The organism is Streptomyces sp. NPDC051582, from assembly GCF_040681715.1.
In the GTDB taxonomy this organism is placed as follows: Bacteria; Actinomycetota; Actinomycetes; order Streptomycetales; family Streptomycetaceae; genus Streptomyces.
This window is the reverse complement of record NZ_JBFAZJ010000006.1, coordinates 146,646-166,020: the sequence shown is the minus strand read 5'-3', so window position 1 is coordinate 166,020 and position 19,375 is coordinate 146,646. Positions and strand designations below refer to the sequence as shown.

The window sequence follows — 19,375 nt, the reverse complement described above, 5'->3', positions numbered from 1 at the left end:
CTCGGGGCGGATCGGCTCTAAAGGGCGGTGGCGGAGTCGGCGCTCCACAGCTGGAGCGTGTAGACCAGGTCGTTCCACACCCCGGTGGCGAGCAGTACGCCGACGAGGACGAGCAGACCTCCGCCGGTCCGCAGCACCCACGGGTAGTGACGTTTGACCAGGCCGAAGGCGTCCAGCGCGCGGCGGAAGGCGAGCGCGGCCAGGACGAACGGCAGGCCCAGCCCGAGGCAGTAGGCGGCCATCAGCAGGGCTCCGCGGGCCGCGCTCGCCTCGGCCCAGGCCAGGGCCTGCACGGCCGCCAGCGTCGGGCCGATGCAGGGGGTCCAGCCCACCGCGAACACCGCTCCCAGCACCGGGGCTCCGGCGAGCCCGAGCGCGGGCCGCCGGTGGCTGCGGAACTCCCGCTGTGCGAAGCCCGGCAGGAACCCCATGAACGACAGCCCCATCAGTACGGTGAACCCGCCGATCGCCTGGGTGATCACCTCCTGGTGGGCCAGCAGCACGCGGCCGAAGTGGCCGAACAGGGCGCCTCCGGAGACCAGGACCGCCGTGAAGCCGAGGACGAACAACAGGGCTCCCGCCGCCATGCGGCTGCGGTGCCCGCCGCGCGCGTCCGCCAGGTCGGAGACCGACAGGCTGGTCACGTAGCTGAGGTAGCCCGGAACGAGCGGCAGGACGCACGGCGAGAGGAAGGAGACGAGCCCCGCGAGGAGCGCCACCGGGGCCGCGATCAGGAGCGTTCCGTTGACGAGGGAGGTGGCGTCCGCGGCGGCGGGCGTCATGACCCCTCCTCCGCCACGTGCGCGAGTACGGGCCTCAGCTGCTCCTCGGTGACGGCGCCCCCGATGCTGGCGGCGATGCGTCCGCGGCGGTCGATCACGAGGGTCGCGGGGACCGCCTGCGGGTTGAGCAGCGCGGGCGGGAAGCGGAGCAGCAGTTCGCCGCTGGGGTCGGCCAGGCTGGGGAAGCTCAGGGAGTGCGCGCGTACGAAGGACCGGGCGGCGGCCGGGTCCCGGTCGCGCGTGTTGATCCCGAGGAACCGGACTCCCTCGGCCCGGGTCTGGCGGCTGAGCCGCTCCAGGTCGTCGGCCTCCGTCCGGCACGGTCCGCACCAGGAGCCCCAGACGTTGAGGACGACGACGTGGCCGCGGAGCCCGGCGAGGCTGACCGCATTGCCGTCCAGGTCGTCGCCGGTCAGTACGGGCGCGTCCGGGCGGGAGCCGGGGTCGGTCACCGTGGCCCCGGCCGGGGTTCCCAGTACCGCGCCCGCCTGCCCGTCGGGTGCCCCGTGCCCGCCGTCGTCCGTGGCGAGGCCGGCGAGGACGAGAGCGGCCGCCACCGCGAGCCCGGCCCCGGCCGGGACGAGGGCGTACCTGCGGACCGTTCGTCTCATGACGCCCACTGGCGCAGGAAGGAGTTGATGCCCTCCGCGGTCAGGGACGGGTTGCCGGTGACATGGGTATCGGTGCGTACGGTGCCCGACGGGGTGACGACGACCAGGACGGGCATCGTGTAGGTGCCCCCGGACGGGCTGTACTTGCGCAGGAGCGCGGAGTTGGCGGAGCTGTTGCCACCGATGTCGATCTTGACGAGCTGGTAGGACTTCCCGAGGAGCGCGGCGGTCTGGGGCTGGCCGAACACCTTGTCGGCGGCCTTGCAATTGCCGCACCAGTTCGCGCCGAAGTCGAGCAGCACCATCCGCCCCTCGGACTTGGCGGTGCGCAGGGCCGCGTCGATGAGCTTCTGCGCGTCGGCCGAACTGTCGTAGCCCGGCCCGGGCACGGCGGCCGGCTGGGCCGCTGCGGGCGTACGGGAAGCCTTGGCCGGCGCACCGGCGGCGGCGCCGGACCCGGTCCGGGCGGGGGAGGAGCCGGGCCGGGGGGTGGCCGACGCGGAGGCGGACGCGGACGCGGAGGCGGTCGCGGTCGGGGACGTCTCGGGTGACGCGGTGGCCGACTCGGTGGCGGAGAGGTCCGGGGAGGCGGAGGCCGCGGACGGCGCGGCGGATCCGACGGGCTCGGTGGACGGCCCGCAGGCGGCGGTCAGCCCCGCCGCGACCACGGCTGCGGCGACGAGCGGCAGCCGCATCCCCCGGGGCGTACCGGGGCGGGGCGGCTGCGTACGGCGGTCGGCGCGGACGGGTCGGAGCATGCGAGAACTCATGGCGAAGACACCCCAGGACACGGATCGGAACGCGGGAAGGGCGGGCGCCCTCCGGCTCGGTGAAACCGGCGGCCCGACCGATCGCCGGGTTCGTGCCCCGGCGCCGAGGGCCGCTCGGCTGAGGCGAGCATAGGACCGCTCCGGGCCGCTGCAACCGGCTCGGCCCGATCTTGAGGATGCCCTAAGGAACAGCTCAGCTTCCGCTTCGCCGAACGCGCTCCAGGGCGGGGACAAGGCGGTCAATCCCGTCGAAGGGGGCGGGGCCGGGCGGTGTTGTCATCGGTGCCCCGGCCGCAACGACCGGCGAGGACCTCCCGCGCGGTCGGGCCTCAGAACGAGGACTCGCGGACGCTGGCCTTCGCCGACGGTTCGATGGTCGCCGTCACGACCGAGCGGTGGTCGGCGCTGGTGAACGTGACCGTGAGGGTGTCGTCCGCGGTCTGCGAGGTGGTGGTCTTGAAGCCGCGGTCGGGGACGGCGGAGATCAGGCACACGCCGCGGCTCCCGTACCGCACGGTGACCTTGCCGCCCTGCGAGGGGACGGTGTACAGGCCGGCTCCGCCCTCCGCGCAGTCCACGCCGCTCTTCGGGGCGCCCGTCCGGGGGGCTCCGGCGGAGGCCTTGGCGGGGGTGGGGGACGCGGCCGAGGGGGACGGCCGCTGCGACGCCGAGGGGGAGGGGCTCGCGGACGCGCTCGGGGACGGCGTGCCCGGCGACGGGGTGCCCGCCTGCCATGCGGGCGGCGTCTCGATGACCGTCGGGGCGGAGCGGGCGACGGGGGGCGTATGGCGGGTCGAGCCGACGACGAACTGGACCGTGGCGAGCACGGCGGTCACGCTGGCGGCCGTGCACGACAGCCATATGAGCAGGTAACGCGGAAGTCGGGGCACGGCACCATGGTGACGGACGCGCCGAGCGGCCCGTCACCGCCTCCCCTCTTCGGGGAATCTGCGGTTCCGCCGGGGCCGCCGCGGGCGCCGGGGCCGGCGAACGCCGACGTCCTGCACGCCCGTGGACGGGTGCGCAGGACGTGGGGCGCCGTGCGGGCCGGCTACCTGGAGGTGCCGAAGTCCTGCGTCCACCACGGGCCGCCGTCGCCCTTGTGCACGCCGATGCCGATCTCCTTGAAGGCGCAGTTGAGGATGTTGGCCCGGTGGCCGGAGCTGTTCATCCACGCGTTCATCACCGCGTCGGCGTCGGACTGGCCGCGCGCTATGTTCTCGCCCAGACGGGACCAGGCGTACCCGGCGGCCTCCACGCGGCTGGTCATGGTGGACCCGTCGGGTCCGGTGTGCGACATGACGCCGCTGCGGGCCATGGTGTCGCTGTAGGCTCGCGCGGCCGCGCTCAGCTTGCCGTTCGTGCTCAGGGGTCCGCATCCGGCCGCGGCCCGCTCCTTGTTGACCAGGGCGAGCACCGCGGACTCGCTGCCCGCGTCGACCGTGCCGGAGCCGCCGGAGCCGCCGGAGCCGCCGGAGCCGCCGGACCCGCCGGACCCGCCGGACCCGCCGGACCCACTCGACCCCCCGGAGCCGCTGCCCCCGGCCGCGGGCTTGCGCGTGGGCTTGTCGCCCTGGCCCGACGCCGACTTGGCCGCGGTGCCGCTCTCCGCCGCCGCGGGCTGCGCGGGAGTGGCGGAAGCCGAGGCTTCGGGCGTCCCGGACGGGCTCGGACTCGTCGTGGCCGAGGCCTCGCCGGTCGGGGCGGGAGGGGTGGGGGTTGCCGTTGCGGCCTCGGCGCTCGCCGTCTTGGACGAGGTTCCGGCAGCGCCGTCGGTGTGCCCGCCCCCGCGCGCAGCACCGTCGGAGTCGGCCACCGCGACGCCGACCGCCACCGCCGCGGCGGCCGCGGTGACGGAGAGGACGATGCGCGTACGCACCGTCTTGTTCCGTCGTGCTTCGACGCGGGACGGACGTCCGGGAGTACGGCTGGGGCTCATGCCGGTAACACCTCACAAGGCAGGGGAGGAGGGGAGTGCGTCCGAGCCTAGGCCGGTGATCAGCGAAAAGAGCGATCCGGAGGGGTTCTTCAACTTCCCTTAAGGAAGCCCGCAGGATCGGCAAAGGGCCGAATCGGGCAATCGCCCCAACCCGCGGGATCCCAGGGCTCTTAGGATCTTCTTAGGGGCGCTTCCTACAGTCGCCGCTCATGACGACCCGACGACTGCCCGCCGTGCTCGGCGTACTCCTGGCCACGGCCCTCGCACACACCGCCCTCGCGCCGGCGGCCGCGGCCGCCCCCACCGGCTCCGGCTCCGGCTCCGGACGCGCCGCCCTGCCCCAGGCCCCGGCCCAGTACCTCTACTCCTCCATCGGGGACTTCGACACGGAGGTCAGGCCCTTGATCGACCGGCCGGACATCGCGGGTGTCCAGGTGGTCGTGCCGTGGAAGGCCATGGAACCGCAGAAGGGCCGGTACGACTTCTCCGCGATCGAGGAGGCCCTCACGGTCCTCCAAACACGCCACAAGAAGTTGTTCGTCCAGGTGCAGGACCGCTTCTTCAGCGCTCCCACGCGGCTCCCGGACTACCTGCTCACGGAACCGGCGTACGCCGGTGGCGCCGCAGCGACCACGAACGAGAACGGCCTGGGCCCCGGCGAACCGGGAGCCGTCGCGGCCCAGTGGGTGCCCGAGGTGCGCGAGCGCTTCCAGCGCCTGCTCGAAGCGCTGGCCGCCCGGTTCGACGGACGGCTGGCGGGGGTGAACCTTCCGGAGACCGCGACCCAGGTCGACCCGGGCAAGGACCGCAGCGGCTACACCGACGAGTCGTACTTCCGGGCCGAACTCGACAACATGGCCTTCGGCGCCAAGGTCTTCAAGCGCACGCGGTTCATCCAGTACGTGAACTTCTGGCCCGGCGAGTGGAACAACGACCACGGCTACATGGAGCGGACCTTCGCCTTCGCCCGGGCTCACGGAGTGGGTCTCGGCGGCCCCGACGTGCTGCCGAACCGCCAGGCGCAGATGGAGAATTCCTACCCGTTCTTCGAGCGGTACCGCGGGAAGCTCCCGCTGGTGGCGATGGCGGTGCAGGAACCGGACTTCGAGTACACCAACCCCTCGACCGGCAAGCCCTACACCAAGGAGGAGTTCGTCGACTTCGGAGGCCGGCGCCTGGGCGCGGACGTGATGTTCTGGGCGACCAGCGCCCCTTGGCTCCACCGGCCCGCGTCCTGACCCACCTCGTCACGCCCGTGGAAGGCCGGCCGCGCACTCCGCGTCGGCGCGGCGGGCGCGGCGGGCGCCGATCGACAGGAGGGCGCACGCGAGCCCGAGGAGCGGCCAGGGGGTGAACGGGAGGACCACGGCGACGAGGACGGTCCAGCCTCCCAGGGTCCAGGCGATGAACGCCGGCGGGGTGATGCCGCGCCGGTCCAGCCACAGCACCGTCAGGCCGACCAGGACGAGCGGTATGCCGAAGCTCGCGAGGCTCAGCCAATAGGCGCTGCCCGCCGGGCTCATGTCGGCGAGATCCTCGCTCCACAGCCCGCCGCTGAACCAGGTCCCGGCATGGCGGGCCGCCCTCTCGACCGTCAGGGCGCCGAGCGTGTGAGCCGTTCCGAACAACGTGATGATCCAGCCGGCCCATTTGATCAGCTGGGTCCTCCGTTCTTGCAGTGATCTCGGCGGTCACCGTTCCCGGTACCGCGGTTTCGATACCGGCGTTCCCCATCGTGCGAGCACGACGGCGAGAGGGCAACGGGGCGGATGCCCGCACGAGGGTCGCGTGGATCGCGCGGTCCTGGAGACCGCACGGCGCAGCGGGCGTTCGCCGCCACTGTCTGGCCCGCCGCCATGTCGCCCGCCGCCGTGTCGCCCCGCCGCCGGCGACGCCCCGTGCCCCCGCCGACGCGCGGACCTGACACGGTTCTCCGGGACTTGACCAGGTCTGGAAGCGCACCCGGACGGCCCCGCCGGCGCTGATTACTGTGCCCGAGTCGCACGAGATCACCGTGCGGTTTCGGGGGGTCGAGCAAGCCACCCCTGTCGATCCAGCCCAGCCACGGATAGCCACAGGGAGCAGAAGTGAACCGCAGGAAGTTGTCGATGTTCGCCGCACTCGTCGTCACGGGCGCGACCGCGCTGACCGGCTGCAACAAGGGCGGCGGTGCGGCCAGTGTCGGCAGCGACGGAAAGACGATCTACAAGATCGGTTTCCAGGGCCCCCTCACGGGTGAGAGCTCCGCGATCGGCGTGAACATGGAGAACGGCGTCAAGCTGGCCGTCAAGCAGGCCAACGCCCGCGGCGACCTGCCCTTCCACGTCGAGTACGCCGCGTCCGACGACGCCGGCTCCTCGGACCAGTCCCCGGCCGCGGCGCAGAAGCTCATCGACGACGAGAGCGTCCTCGGCCTCGTCGGCCCCGCCTTCTCCGGCGCGGCCAAGGCCTCGGGCCGGCTGTACTCGGAGGCCGGACTGGTCTCCATATCCCACGCCAGCAACCCGAGCCTGCCGGAGCTCGGCTTCCGTTCCTTCGTGCGCTCCGTCCCGAACGACAACGCCCAGGGCGGCGCGATGGCCACGTACTTCACCCAGCGGCTCCAGACCAAGAAGGTCTACGTCGTCGACGACAAGAGCGAGTACGGCGTCGGCCTCTCCAAGGTCGCCGAGAAGCAGCTCAAGGAAGCGGGCGTCGAGGTCGTCAAGGCCAGCGTCCCGGCGAAGACCCCCGACTACACCGCTGCCGCCACCGCCGTGAAGCACTCCGGCGCCGACGCGCTGATCTACAACGGGCTCTACTCGGACGCGGCGCCGTTCGCCAAGAAGCTCAAGGACGTCGGCTTCGACAAGCCGAAGATCGCCAGCGACGGGACGTACGACAAGAAGTTCACCGAGCTGGCCGGCGACGCGGCCGAGGGCTGGATGCTCACCTGCCAGTGCCTGGACGCCAACGTCGACCCGGGCACCAAGCAGTTCGCCGAGGACTACAAGACGGAGTACAAGGCCGCGCCCGGCCTGTACGCCGCCGAGTCCTACGACGCCACCAACCTCATCATCGAGCAGATCAAGTCGCTCGGCGGCGGCGATGGCGGCGACGTGCGGCGCGAAGCCGTCCTGGAGAAGGTCAAGAAGGCCAACTACAAGGGGCTCACCCGGCAGTTCTCGTTCAAGGAGAACGGCGAGTTCGCCGGCAACGGCATCTACCTCAGCGAGGTCAAGGGCGGCCGGATCACCCTCAAGGGCAACGTCGACACGCTGGTGAGCGCGGGCTGAGCGGCGATGACACTCCTGGAATTCCGCGACTACCTGATACCGGGCCTCGCGCTCGGCGCGCTGTACTCCGTGATCGCCATCGGCTACACCCTGGTCTACGGAGTGCTCAAGCTGATCAACTTCGCGCACAGCGAGGTGTTCATGCTGGGCGGCTTCGGAGCGCTGATCGTGCTCACCGAGGTCGCCCCCGGCCACCCTTCCGGGCTGGTCTCGGTCCTGCTCGTCCTCCTCGGCCTGGCCGTCTCCGGCCTGGTCGGGGCGGGCACCGCCTTCGGCCTGGAGAAGGTCGCCTACCGGCCGCTGCGCAAGCGCAACGCGCCCGCGCTCATCTTCCTGATCAGTGCCATCGGCGCTTCGTTCTTCCTCTACAACCTCGCGGGCAAGCTCTTCGGACGCGACCCCAAGGCCATGCCCGCCCTCTTCGACAACGGAGTGCTCTTCCACGTCTTCGGAGCGCCGGTCGACGTCGTCAAGCTGCTGCTGATCGTCGCCGCGCTGGTCATGATCGTCGGCCTCGACCTGCTGGTGCGCCGTACCCGGCTGGGCTCCGCCATCCGGGCCGTCGCACAGGACCCCGAGGCCGCCGGCCTGATGGGCGTCGACATCGACAGGATCGTCTCCCGTACCTTCATGATCGGCGGGGTCCTCGGCGGAATCGCCGGCTTCCTCTTCGGGCTCAACAGCCAGGTTTCGTTCACCATGGGCTTCATCCCCGGCATCACGGCCTTCGCCGCGGCCGTCCTCGGCGGCATCGGCAACATCCGCGGCGCCATGCTGGGCGGAATGCTCCTCGGCCTGGTCGAGACCTACAACGTCCCGCTGTTCGGCGAGGAATGGCGCTACGTCGCCGCCTTCGTGGTCCTGGTCGTCGTGCTGATGTTCCGCCCGACCGGCATCCTCGGCGCGAAGCTGGGGAGGACGGCATGAGCACGCTGAACGATACGAGGCCGGCGGCCGAGGGGCGGCTCGCGCACCTTCCCGAGCCCACCGTGGCGAAGGCGCCCGCGGAGCCCACGGCGCCCGCGGTCTCCTTCCGTCCCGCCCGGCCCTCGGCCGAGGCCCTGGCGGCCCTGCGCAACGTCTCCTGGTACCGGCGTCCGCGCTGGCGCAGGCTGTGCGCCCTCATCGCCGTCGGCGTGCTGCTCGCCGTGATGACCGGGGAGCAGGGATCCGGAGCGGACTTGCTGTTCTCCCTGCGTACGACCTTCACCGGAGCCGCGCTGTGGGCCTGGACCGCCGCGGCCGTGGTCCTGTGGGCGGTCGCCGAGTTCGGCGCCGCCGCGCGCCGCGCCGTCGCCTCCGGCGCCAGGGCCGCCGCCGCTCCGCTGGCCAGGATCCGCCCGGCGCTCGACAGCCGTCCCCGGCTGCGCGTGGCGCTGGTGGTGGCCGGGCTCGCCGCGGCCGTGCTCCTGCCGCTGCTGTTCGACCGCTCCACGAACCAGGTACTGGTCGACTGGGTCGGCATCTACATCCTGCTCGCCCTCGGCCTCAACGTCGTCATCGGCTGGGCCGGTCTGCTCGACCTCGGCTTCGTGGCGTTCTTCGCGATCGGCAGCTACAGCACCGCCTTCTGGAGCGGTCAACTGCCCGTCAAACCGCCGTTCGAGCTGAACCCGTTCCTTTCCATCCCCGTCGCGATGGTCACCTGCCTCCTCGCGGGCATCCTGCTCGGCGCCCCGACCCTGCGCCTGCGCGGCGACTACCTCGCCATCGTCACCCTCGGCTTCCACGAGATCATCTACCTGATCGCCAAGAACGCGGAATCGGTGACGGGCGGCTCCCTCGGCGTCTTCGGCATCCCGCACTTCTCCGTCGACCTCGGCCCTCTGCAGTACCGCTGGGGCCTGGACCCGCTGGACTACCTGTGGCTGCTCATCGGTCTGATCACGGGCCTGGTGCTGATCTTCCGCAAGCTGGTGCGCTCCAAGATCGGACGCACCTGGGAGGCCATCCGCGAGGACGAGGTCGCCGCGGCCGCGCACGGCGTGGACACGGTGAAGTACAAGCTGATGGCCTTCGCCATCGGCGCCTCCACCTCCGGAGTCGCTGGTGCCGTCTACGCCAGCAAGGTCGGGTTCATCAACCCCGAGAACTTCCCGCTGCTGTACTCGGTGCTGGTCCTCGCCTACGTGATCTTCGGCGGGATGGGCTCCATCCGCGGCGTCCTGCTGGGTGCCGCACTGCTGGCCTATCTGCCGCACGGCCTGAAGGACGTGGTGGACCAGAAGGACCGGTTCATGTACCTGGGTGCACTGCTGGTGGTCATGATGATCTACCGACCGCAGGGACTGCTGCCCGCCAGGCGCCGCAGGCGCACCGTCCCCGCGCGGGAGGCATCATGACGACCACACTCGCAGAACGCACGGCGCCGGCACGCCCGGCCTCCGCTCCCGTCCTCCAGGTATCGGCAGTGACCTTGCGCTTCGGCGGCCTGGTCTCCCTCTCCGCAGTGGACCTCACGGTGTGCCGGGGCGAGATCCACGCGGTGATCGGCCCCAACGGGGCCGGCAAGACCTCCTTGTTCAACTCGCTCACCGGCGCCTACACACCGCAGGAAGGGCGCGTACTCCTGCGCACCGACGACGGCGCCGAACACAGCCTGCTCGGCCGCAAGCCCCACCACGTCAACCGGCTCGGTGTGGCGCGCACCTTCCAGAACATCCGCCTCTTCGCGGCCCTGACCGCGCTGGAGAACGTCAAGGTCGCGGCGGAGAGCGGCACGCGCTCCGGCCCGCTGGGCATCCTGCTCGGCCTGCCCCGGGCCAAGGCGGAGGAACGCGCCGCCGAGGAGAGGGCCCGGGGGCTCCTCGCACTCGTGGGCCTCGACGCGCGGTCCGAGGAGAGGGCCGACTCCCTCTCGTACGGTGACCAGCGCCGGCTGGAGATCGCCCGGGCGCTGGCCACCGGCCCCCGGCTGCTCCTCCTGGACGAACCGGCGGCCGGAACCAACCCGACCGAGAAGCGGCAACTGGCCGCGCTGATCCGGCGCATCAACCATGAACTCGACGTCAGCGTGCTGCTGATCGAACACGACATGCCTCTGGTGACCTCGGTGGCCGACCGGGTGACCGTGCTCAACTTCGGCAAGGTCATCGCCTCCGGCTCGCCGGCCGCGGTACAGCGGGACCCGGCGGTCGTGGAGGCCTACCTCGGCGTCAGCGAGACGCACGCTCGGCAGGGGGATTCCCGATGACCACCGCAACACCACTGCGACACCGGACCGCCACCGTCACACCGGGCCCGGCGATCCTGGAACTCACCGGTCTCCACGTGTCCTACGGTGCGATCAGCGCGCTGGGGGGCATCGACATGGTCGTGCGCGAGGGCGAGGTGGTCGCACTGCTCGGCGCCAACGGCGCGGGCAAGACGACCACCCTGCGCACCATCTCCGGCCTGCACAAACCCGCCGCGGGAGAGGTCCGGTTCTGCGGGGAGCGCATCGACGGCGTCCCCTCCCACTCGGTGGTGGGCCTCGGTATCGGCCACTCGCCGGAGGGCCGCAGGGTCTTCGCCGACATGACGGTCCTGGAGAACCTCCACATGGGCGCCTACCGCTTCAAACGGCTGAGCCGGGAGGACCTGGAGCGGGTGTTCGCCCTCTTCCCCCGCCTGGCCGAGCGGCGTACGCAGCAGGCCGGCACCCTCTCGGGCGGTGAGCAGCAGATGCTGGCCATGGGACGCGCCCTGATGGGCCGCCCCGAACTGCTCCTCCTCGACGAGCCGTCGATGGGTCTGGCACCGCTGATCGTGGCGCAGATCTTCGAGATCATCAAGGAGATCAACGCCCAGGGCACGACGGTGCTCCTGGTCGAACAGAACGCCGCCCAGGCCCTCAGGATCGCCGATCGCGGCTACGTCCTGGAAACGGGCCGGATCACCATGCACGCTCCTGCCCGCGACCTCCTGGACGACCCCCGCATCCGCACCGCCTACCTGGGCGAAACCGCAGGAGACTGACCCTCCCTGTCAGAGGGTCAGGGTACGGTGGGCGCGATCTTGACGAGGCCCGGCGACGCACGCCGCAGGAGGGCGATGCCCTGGTCGTCGAGTCCGTCGTCCAGTTCAGGTGTCGGCCCGGTCCGGGCCTCGCAGGACGCTGGTCAGTGGCGCCAGTACGCGCCATCCCATCGCCTCGTACAGGGCACGGCCCTCGGGCGTCGCGCCCAGCACACCTGCCGTGGCTCCCTGTTCGGCGGCTGCCTCGGTGAGCGCGTGCATCACCAGGCGTCCCAGGCCGCGGCGCTGGTGAGCCGGGTCGGTCTCCACCTGGTCGACGACCGAGGTGCGACCGGTGACGGCGATCTGGCCGCGCGCGGCGAACGCGCCGTCGGCGCTGCGCACGAGCGCGCGGGTGACGCCCTCACGTGTCCAGGTGGTCATCCGGTAACCCCCGGGCAACGGCCCCGTGGCCCGACCGCGGGTGACGGGCAGGGAGGCGGCCATCAGGTGGCCGGGGCCGCCGGCGAGGTGCCAGCCGGGGGCGAGCCAGGGTTCGAGTGCTTCCGGCGGGACGAAGGCCTTCAGCCAGACGCCGGGTGCGGTGGAGCGCTTGGTGATCTCGTGGACGGTCGCTTCGTCCGCGGAGTGCAGGACGTGGCGCATGACGTGTCCGTGCAGGCCGACGTCGATCGTGAAACCCCAGGCGGAGGGCACGGGTTCGGCTGCGCCGCGTGAAGCGGACCAACCGTGGACCCATGCCCGTACGGCCTCGGCCGTGTGCGCGAAAGGCAAGGCTTCCCCCTCGTGGGTAACAGGTGCACTCCTGGATGGATTATTACATCAGGGGTGCGGTGAAATCTCGGAGGACACCCGCCGCGACCCCGCCCGGAGATGGCCCGATGCGGCCCCTGGCTGCGGGTCGGTGGGTCCTTTCCGGCCGCCGTCACCGGCGGTCATGACCGGTTCAGCCGGTCGCCGGCCCTCGACGCCTCCACGTCCCGCGAGCGGAAACCGGACCCCCGGCGCGAGCCTGGCAGGCCCCGCCGGGGCCAAGCGCGGTACGCGCCGCGGTGGTTCCGCTCGTGGTGGCCCGTCTGGCCTGCGACGCGGGCTCTCCGGGTGCGGTCGAACCGGCGCGCGCGCCGCCGCGTCCCGTGCGGCGGTGCGCGGGCGGGAGAGTTCCCCACCCGAACCACCCCGGAGGGAATGCGAGATTCCGGTGTCTGATTCTGCACCGACTTGATTCAGCCTGAAATCGAAGTTTTCGACATTGAACTCCAGGAGGCAATCTCATTCACACGAGGAAGGCCAACCGCCAAGGAGACGGAGGGTCGCAGACCGGTAGGGAGTCGGGTATGGCCAGGATCGTTCTGATGTCGGGAAGTCTGCGTCGGCACTCGGTGAACAGCGCTGCTCTCGCCACCATCCGCGGCATTCTCAACCGGCGTGACAGTGAATTCCACACGTCCGAGATCAGGGTCGCCGACCTTCCCCACTACAACGAGGATCTGGACGTCGGTCCCGGGCCGGCGGCGGTGCGGGCCGCACGTGAACTGCTCATCGCATCGGATGCCGCGATCATCAGTACGCCGTCCTACAACGGCGCCATGACGGGGACGTTGAAGAACGCCCTTGACTGGCTCTCCCGGCCGTGGAAGGCGAGTTCGCTCTCGGGCAAGCCCGTCGCGCTCCTCACCGCTTCCCCCGGGACGTACGGCGGCGCCGATGCGCAGCCCGACACCCGCAGGGTCCTCGAAAGGTGCGGAGCCGTACTGATCGACCATCCGCCGGTGGCCATCGGCAGTGCCGACTTTCTGGTCGGCCGCGAAGGGACCATCACCGAACCCATGGTGCTGGAGGAGCTCGAAGGCCTCGTCGACGCCGCCATCGCGGCCATCGTACGAGGTCACCAGCGAATCCCCCTCGCTGCGTAGGCGGCCGGGCCCCCCTCGTGCACACCAACGGAAGGAGGTGGTTTCCATGGAGAAGATCGTTCGTCGCGTCGTCCGCCACGACATCTGATTCTCCGGTCCCGCCCCTCGCAACGCGGAGGAGGTGAATTCCATGAAGAAGAACGTCGTCCGTCGCGTCGTCAACAACAAGATCTGAGCCCTGCCAGGCCGGATCGACCGCTTCCGCCGCCGTATCGGCGAGGGCATTGGTTTCCGTGGAGCAGTCGCCGGATCCTTTCCGGCAACACGCCGTGAAGGAGGTGATTTTCATGACCAAGGGCATCGTGCGTCGCGTCATCCGCAACGAAATCTGAGTTCCTACCGGCCGGAACTCGGCCCGAGCACACGTGCAGAGGAGGTGATTTCCATGGAGAAGATCGTTCGTCGTGTCGTCCGCCACGACATCTGATGCGGACATCGCATCCCAGCTGAGGGGTGAACCCCCTCGGGCACCTGTCTCCCGGGGAAAGCGAACGGCTTTCCCCGGGGGCTGTCCCATTGAACCAACTTACCAACAGGAGGTATTTCCATGGCGAACCTGGAGCGCCTGACCCGTATCGTGAACAGTCCCGGCCGGGGCCTCCTGGGCGCGGACGCCCGCGGCGGTCTGCACTGGCTCGACCGCGAACTCAACGTGCTGCGTTCGTCCAATTCCTCCGCACCGTCACAGGACCCCGCCGGCGATCCGATCTACGCCGTCACCTTCGTCGACGACTGGATCATCACCCGCGACAAGACGGGCACGATCTCCCGCTGGCACGCCGACACCCTGCGGCTCTCCGACCGCCTCGACGCCGCCGCGACCGCCGACGCCTCGCTGCTCCTCGAAGGCGAGCAGCCCGCCCCCACCATGCTCCGCGGCATCGGCGTCTGGGACGGCAAGCTCTACACGAACAACGGGTACTTCCAAGTGGTCGTCATCGACCTGGAGACCTTCACCATCGAGCGGATCACGGAGTGGCCGCACGGCTACGACATGCTCGAATGGTTCTGCACCGACGCCCCCGGCGTGCACGCCGTCTCCGACCGGTCCGGCCGCATCCACCTCGGCTCGCTGCCGGAACTCTCCTTCCCGACGGTCGTCCAGGTCGACACCTCCAACGTCCACCGCGTCGTCTACGACGCCCGCCACAACCGTCTGTGGGCCCTCGGCGACGCGGGATTGGGGGAGACCCGCAACATCACCAACGGCGTGATCACGGTCGGCCTCGACGGCACCGTCGGCGAGCGCTTCGACTACGCGCGCAACGACGTCGAAGGCCTCGTCTTCTCACCCGACTTCTCCTCCGTCTACACCGGCGGTTTCGACGGCGAGCTGCTGATCTTCGACAACACCGACCCCGAGTTGCGCGTGGCCAAGCGGGTCGGCGGCTTCAGCCACCAGATCATCGACATCACCGTCGACGAGTACGGCGACGTCTACACCCTCACCCAGGACGGTGAGGTGACCGCGCTGACGGCGGACGGCACCGTACGCGACCGCCTCGGGTACGAGCGCCAGTGCGTGTGGGACCTCCAGCCCGTCCCGGGCGACGACCGCGCCCTGCTGGCCGCGACCGACGACGGCACCGCCGTGCTGCGCCTGGTCGAGCAGGTCCCGGGCCACCCGGCGCTCGTCCTGACCGGACAGGAGTTCTCGGGCCTCGGCTTCACCCGCCGCCTCGTCACCCTCGACGACGGCTGGGCGGGGGTGTTCTGGCCGGGAACCGTACGCCGCGTCTCCGGGACGGGCCAGGTGGTGTGGGAGCGCGAAATGCCCGCCGTCTCGCACACGCTCAGCCGGTCCCCCGACGGCAGCCGACTGCTCGTCGCCTGCAATGACGGCGCGATCGAACTCGACGCCGCGACCGGCGAGGAGCTGTCCCGGATCGACGATCTGCCCGCCAGCGCCTGGGCGAGCGCCTACCTGGCGGACGGCAGCCGGCTCATCGCCACCCGCAACGGGGTGATGTCCGCCTACTCGGCCGAGGGCGAGGCCACCTGGACCACCGAACTCGGCGGCTACCCCAAGCGCCTCCTGGTCGACGGCGACCGGGTGCACGCCACCGGTGGCGGCGGCATCAAGGAGTTCGAGGTCGGGCAGCCCAAGCTCGGCCAGCGCTTCACCGAATTGCTCGACAACACCTGCGAGAACTGCGTCGTGGCCGACGGCGTCCTCGTCGCGATCACGTACGGCCTCCAGGTCGCGGCGTACGACCACGAATCCGGTGAACTCCTCGGTCTCCACGAGGACCTGCCCGACTTCCCCAAGGGCATCGCCCTGCTGCGCGGCCAGGACGGCACCCCGTACGTCGTCATCGGCGGCCGCGGCGGATTCCTGCGGCTCTACCGGCTGGACCGCGAGCGCAAGGACAGCGTCCTGACCGCCGTACGCGACCTGTGGCTGCCCACCTCCACGGGCGACTACCCGAACGCCGGCTCACGATGAGCCCTCCCGCGGCCGCCACGCCCAAGACCGGAGCCGCCCCCGGTTCGGATGCGGTGGTGGAGCCCTCGCCCTTCCAGAACCCGCGGTTCACCGTGTTCGCCGCGGGAAACGCGATCAACAACGTCGGCGAGGCGATGTACGCGACGGCGCTGCCGCTGCTCGCCTACCGGCTGACCGGCTCGCTCGCCGTCATGACGCTGCTGGCCGCCGCCGTCCCCGTCGGCATGCTCCTCGCACCGTCCCTGGGCTGGGTGGCCGATCGCTGGGGGCCGCGGGCCCTGGTCGTACCGGGTCTGCTGCTGCAGGCCCTCGCGGCCCTGGTCATGAACCTCGTCCTGCACACCGGCACGCCCACCCCGGCCTCGCTCTTCGGCTGCGCGCTGCTCGTCGCGATCGGCGGAGCCGCGTACCGGACGGGCTGGATGACCGGAGTGCCGGGGATGTTCCCCGACTGCCCGGTGCGTGCGCGAGGGACGCTGAACAGCCTCTTCTTCGCCGCCACCCTCGTCGGCCCCGTCGTCTTCTCCCTCTGCCTGCCCTTCCTGGGCTACGAGGGGCTGCTGTGGCTCAACCTCGCCACCTTCTTCGCGCCGGTCGCGGTCTGGGCGATGGGGGTGCACCCGCCCCGCGTCCGGCCGGGCGAGCCGGGCGCCGGCCGCAACTGGAAGCTCTCCGCGGGCTGGAAGGCGATCACCGCGGACCGCCGCGTCCGCGACATGCTCATCGTGCAGGTGGTGCTCGCCGTCACCTGCGGCGCGGGCTTCGAGGCCCTGGTCGTCTACTCGCTGGGCCACGCCTGGAACCTCTCCGACCGCGCCGTGAGCGCCGTCGTCACCGTGATGAACGCGTGCATGCTGGCGGGCAACCTACTCGTCGCCCAGCGCAAGCGGATCCGCCCGTGGATCGCCCTGACGCTGGGCATGACGGCCTGCGGGCTGTCGCTGCTGCTGATGGCCCTGCCCTGGTGGCCGGTGTTCCTCGCGGCCGTCGCGCTCGGCGCGCTCGGCGAGGGCGCCGTCCTGAGCACCGTCGTGATGATGCGGGTCAAGTACCTGCCCGGCCCGGTGCTGGGGCGCGCCTCGGGGCTGATGTGGCTCGTCACCGGCGGCGCCGCGCTGCTCTCGCCCGCCGTCACCCCCGCTCTGACCGAGGCCGTGGGCGCCCGGGGGACGTTCCTCGTGCTGGGCCTCGGCGCGTGCTCCGCCCTCTGGTACCTGAGGCGCGGCCGGGGGGACTGGCTCCGGCCGTCCGCACCGGTCGCCTCCGAATCGAATGCCTAGGAGGAAACACCATGCAGGAAGTTGCCGAATCATCCCGCGGGACGGCCCGCCGCGGGCCCCTCCGGTCCCGGGCCACGGTGCGCTCCGAGGTGCGCGTCCCGCTCGGCTTCGGGCCCGGCGCCGCGTACGACGCGAGGGTGATGACCTTCGACGGACTGTCCGACGGCAAGGAGCACCTGGCCCTCGAACTCGGTGTCCGCCCGGCCGACGGAGTCCCCCTGGTCCGCCTCCACTCGGAGTGCCTGACCGGCGACGTCTTCGGATCGGCCCGGTGCGACTGCGGTCCGCAGCTGCACGAGGCCCTGCGCATGATCGACGGCGTCGGCGGCGTGCTGCTCTACCTGCGGCAGGAGGGGCGCGGCATCGGCCTCTACAACAAGCTCGACGCGTACCGGCTCCAGGACGACGGCCTGGACACGTACGAGGCCAACCGCGCCCTGGGCCTCGGCGACGACCTGCGGGACTACACGGCCGCGGCGCAGATGCTGCGGACGCTGGGGATCACCGAGGTCGACCTGCTCACGAACAACCCCGACAAGTCGAGCCAGTTGACCCGGCACGGCATCGCCGTGCGCAGCACCGTGCGGACAGGGGTGTTCGCCAATCCCCACAACATCTCGTACCTCACGGCGAAGGCCGACAAGACGCTGCACACCATCAGCCTCAAGGAGAAGATCGCGTGATCAAGCACCAGGGCCCGATCAGCGGGGTCGCCACCTTCGGTGACCGCTACGTGGCCACCGCCGGCTACGACAACCAGGTCATCCTCTGGAACGCTGCCGAGCACACGTTTTTGGCCCGCGGCGTGCACGACCACCTCGTCAACCAGGTGGCGTTCAGCCCGGACGGCTCCCTGCTCGTCACCTCCTCCAGCGACTACACGGCGCGCCTGTGGTCGGTCCCCGACCTGCGGCTTCGCGCGGTGCTGGGGGACCAGAAGGACGATGTGGAGATGTCCGTCTTCCACCCGGAGCAGGAGCTGATCGCCGCCGCCTCCCGCGACCACACGGTCCGCGTGTACGACTTCTCCGGCGCCGTGGTCCACCGCTTCGAGGGCCACACCGCCGACGTCATCTCCGTCGAGTGGCTGCCCGCAACCGGCGAACTGATCTCCTCCAGCGACGACGGGACGATCAAGCGCTGGTCGCTCGCCACGGGTGAGATGACCGCCGACATCGACCTCGACGGCGTCGAGACGGACACCATCGCGATCACGCGCGGCGGCGTGGTGTTCGCGGGCAACGACGACGGCGCCATCATCCGGATCGAGGACGGCGAGACCGAGTACTTCCCGGCCCACGACGCCGGCATCAAGCGCCTCGTCCTCAACTCCGCGACCGGCGCCCTCGTCAGCCTCAGCTACGACCGCTCCCTGCGCGTATGGGACACCGCCGAAGGGCTGCGTCCGCTGCACACCGCCGAGTTCCCCGCGCAGATCTGGGCCCGGTCCTGTGCGTTCCTCGACGACCACACGCTCGCCTTCGCCACCTTCGGCTCCACCTACGCGACGTACGACACGGTCTCCGCGACCTGGAACCTGGACCTGGTGGAGGGCACGCGGTGCGTGAACGCCGTCACCACCCTGGCGGACGGGCGCACCTACACGGTCGGGGACGCGGGCGTCGTCCGCGTCGACGGGGCCGAGGGGGGACGCCCGGACAGCCTGTGCAACTTCCTGGTCCCCGTGGGCGGCCGGGTGCTCACCGGCGGCCAGCTGGGCCGGGTCTTCGACGCCGACACCGGCGAGACGCTCCACCAGCACCGCTCCCCGCTGAACTGCGCGGCCGCCTTCGAGCGCGACGGCGTGCCGCACGTGGTGGTCGGCGCCTACACCGGCGAGGGCCTCGTCTTCGCCGTACGGGCCGACGGGGTGGTCGAGCACGTGGCGACGCTCCCGCTGCTCGCCAACGCCGTGAAGGGCCTGGCCGTCTCCGGCGGCACGATCTTCGCGGTGTGCGCGGACGCTTCGGCCAGCTGGTTCAGCACCGAGACCCTTTCGGAGACCGCCCGCGTGGAGGAGGCGCACACCCGGATCGCCAACGGCTGCGCACCGCTGCCCGGCGGCCGGTTCGCCAGCGTCAGCCGGGACCTGGTCCTGCGGCTGTGGGACGGCGACGGCGCCACGGCCGTGCCCACCCCGCACGACCACTCGGTCAAGTGCGTCGCCGCCTCCTCCGACGGGGCCCTGGTGGCCACCGGTTCGTACGGGGGCACGGTCGCCGTCTACGACACGCGCACCGGAGCATGGCCGTACGTGGGCAAGCCGACCACCGCGGGCATCTCCGCCCTCCACTACGCGCCGGAGACGGACACCTTCCTCGCAGCCTCGTACGACGGTTCTGTGTACCCGGTCCCGGCGGCGCGGGATGCGGGCGCCGTCTGACGCCGCGGGCCTCTCG

18 protein-coding genes are annotated in these 19,375 nt (G+C 71.1%); 11 read left to right on the top strand and 7 right to left on the bottom strand.

All coding sequences use genetic code 11. From position 1 onward, the window contains the following. Window positions 1-17: 17 nt before the first annotated feature. The 5 genes from AB0M92_RS11055 to AB0M92_RS11035 form a co-directional block, all read right to left on the bottom strand. Window positions 18-782: a cytochrome c biogenesis protein CcdA gene (locus AB0M92_RS11055; protein ID WP_366101807.1), complete on the bottom strand. Its 765-nt coding sequence runs from the start codon at window positions 780-782 to the stop codon at window positions 18-20. Next, on the bottom strand, window positions 779-1,393 hold the full coding sequence (locus AB0M92_RS11050) for a TlpA disulfide reductase family protein (RefSeq protein ID WP_366101806.1): 615 nt from the start codon (window positions 1,391-1,393) through the stop codon (window positions 779-781). Before AB0M92_RS11050 ends, AB0M92_RS11055 begins: the two co-directional genes overlap by 4 nt. Continuing rightward, on the bottom strand, window positions 1,390-2,151 hold the full coding sequence (locus tag AB0M92_RS11045) for a thioredoxin family protein (protein ID WP_366101805.1): 762 nt from the start codon (window positions 2,149-2,151) through the stop codon (window positions 1,390-1,392). Before AB0M92_RS11045 ends, AB0M92_RS11050 begins: the two co-directional genes overlap by 4 nt. Window positions 2,152-2,492: 341 nt before the next feature. Beyond that, complete coding sequence (locus AB0M92_RS11040) at window positions 2,493-3,053, bottom strand: hypothetical protein (RefSeq protein ID WP_366101804.1); 561 nt, start codon at window positions 3,051-3,053, stop codon at window positions 2,493-2,495. Window positions 3,054-3,214: 161 nt separating this feature from the next. Further along, window positions 3,215-4,102 (bottom strand): CAP domain-containing protein, encoded by an 888-nt coding sequence (locus tag AB0M92_RS11035; RefSeq protein ID WP_366101803.1) that lies wholly within the window; start codon window positions 4,100-4,102, stop codon window positions 3,215-3,217. 209 nt (window positions 4,103-4,311) lie between these two features. Between AB0M92_RS11035 and AB0M92_RS11030 the strand changes: the two genes are divergently transcribed. Then, entirely contained in the window at window positions 4,312-5,340 is a 1,029-nt protein-coding gene (locus AB0M92_RS11030) for a hypothetical protein (protein ID WP_366101802.1), read from the top strand. Window positions 5,341-5,349: 9 nt separating this feature from the next. Here AB0M92_RS11030 and AB0M92_RS11025 read toward each other — a convergent pair whose 3' ends face one another. Further along, window positions 5,350-5,757: a DUF6463 family protein gene (locus tag AB0M92_RS11025; RefSeq protein WP_366101924.1), complete on the bottom strand. Its 408-nt coding sequence runs from the start codon at window positions 5,755-5,757 to the stop codon at window positions 5,350-5,352. A 432-nt stretch (window positions 5,758-6,189) separates the two neighbouring features. Between AB0M92_RS11025 and AB0M92_RS11020 the strand changes: the two genes are divergently transcribed. The 5 genes from AB0M92_RS11020 to AB0M92_RS11000 are packed head-to-tail and all read left to right on the top strand — an operon-like array spanning window position 6,190 to window position 11,334. Beyond that, entirely contained in the window at window positions 6,190-7,377 is a 1,188-nt protein-coding gene (locus AB0M92_RS11020) for a branched-chain amino acid ABC transporter substrate-binding protein (RefSeq protein WP_366101801.1), read from the top strand. Between the two features lie 6 nt (window positions 7,378-7,383). Continuing rightward, window positions 7,384-8,304 (top strand): branched-chain amino acid ABC transporter permease, encoded by a 921-nt coding sequence (locus AB0M92_RS11015; protein ID WP_366101800.1) that lies wholly within the window; start codon window positions 7,384-7,386, stop codon window positions 8,302-8,304. Next, entirely contained in the window at window positions 8,301-9,719 is a 1,419-nt protein-coding gene (locus AB0M92_RS11010; RefSeq protein ID WP_366101799.1) for a branched-chain amino acid ABC transporter permease, read from the top strand. Before AB0M92_RS11015 ends, AB0M92_RS11010 begins: the two co-directional genes overlap by 4 nt. Next, a complete protein-coding gene (locus tag AB0M92_RS11005; protein ID WP_366101798.1) occupies window positions 9,716-10,570 on the top strand; it encodes an ABC transporter ATP-binding protein in 855 nt (284 codons plus the stop codon). Before AB0M92_RS11010 ends, AB0M92_RS11005 begins: the two co-directional genes overlap by 4 nt. Further along, window positions 10,567-11,334: an ABC transporter ATP-binding protein gene (locus AB0M92_RS11000; RefSeq protein WP_366101797.1), complete on the top strand. Its 768-nt coding sequence runs from the start codon at window positions 10,567-10,569 to the stop codon at window positions 11,332-11,334. Before AB0M92_RS11005 ends, AB0M92_RS11000 begins: the two co-directional genes overlap by 4 nt. Before the next feature lie 105 nt (window positions 11,335-11,439). Here AB0M92_RS11000 and AB0M92_RS10995 read toward each other — a convergent pair whose 3' ends face one another. After that, window positions 11,440-12,108: a GNAT family N-acetyltransferase gene (locus AB0M92_RS10995; RefSeq protein WP_366101795.1), complete on the bottom strand. Its 669-nt coding sequence runs from the start codon at window positions 12,106-12,108 to the stop codon at window positions 11,440-11,442. Window positions 12,109-12,671: 563 nt separating this feature from the next. Between AB0M92_RS10995 and AB0M92_RS10990 the strand changes: the two genes are divergently transcribed. The 5 genes from AB0M92_RS10990 (at window position 12,672) to AB0M92_RS10970 (ending at window position 19,359) form a co-directional block, all read left to right on the top strand. After that, a complete protein-coding gene (locus AB0M92_RS10990; protein WP_366101794.1) occupies window positions 12,672-13,250 on the top strand; it encodes an NADPH-dependent FMN reductase in 579 nt (192 codons plus the stop codon). 547 nt (window positions 13,251-13,797) lie between these two features. Continuing rightward, window positions 13,798-15,696: a PQQ-binding-like beta-propeller repeat protein gene (locus AB0M92_RS10985; protein WP_366101793.1), complete on the top strand. Its 1,899-nt coding sequence runs from the start codon at window positions 13,798-13,800 to the stop codon at window positions 15,694-15,696. Further along, window positions 15,693-16,976 carry an MFS transporter gene (locus AB0M92_RS10980; protein WP_366101792.1) on the top strand — a complete coding sequence of 428 codons (1,284 nt, stop codon included), beginning with the start codon at window positions 15,693-15,695 and terminating at the stop codon, window positions 16,974-16,976. Before AB0M92_RS10985 ends, AB0M92_RS10980 begins: the two co-directional genes overlap by 4 nt. 11 nt (window positions 16,977-16,987) lie before the next feature. Beyond that, on the top strand, window positions 16,988-17,659 hold the full coding sequence (ribA, locus tag AB0M92_RS10975; protein WP_366101791.1) for a GTP cyclohydrolase II: 672 nt from the start codon (window positions 16,988-16,990) through the stop codon (window positions 17,657-17,659). Further along, the gene (locus tag AB0M92_RS10970; RefSeq protein WP_366101790.1) at window positions 17,656-19,359 is read left to right on the top strand and encodes a WD40 repeat domain-containing protein; all 1,704 of its coding nucleotides are present in this window, start codon (window positions 17,656-17,658) and stop codon (window positions 19,357-19,359) included. Before ribA ends, AB0M92_RS10970 begins: the two co-directional genes overlap by 4 nt. Window positions 19,360-19,375: the final 16 nt, after the last annotated feature.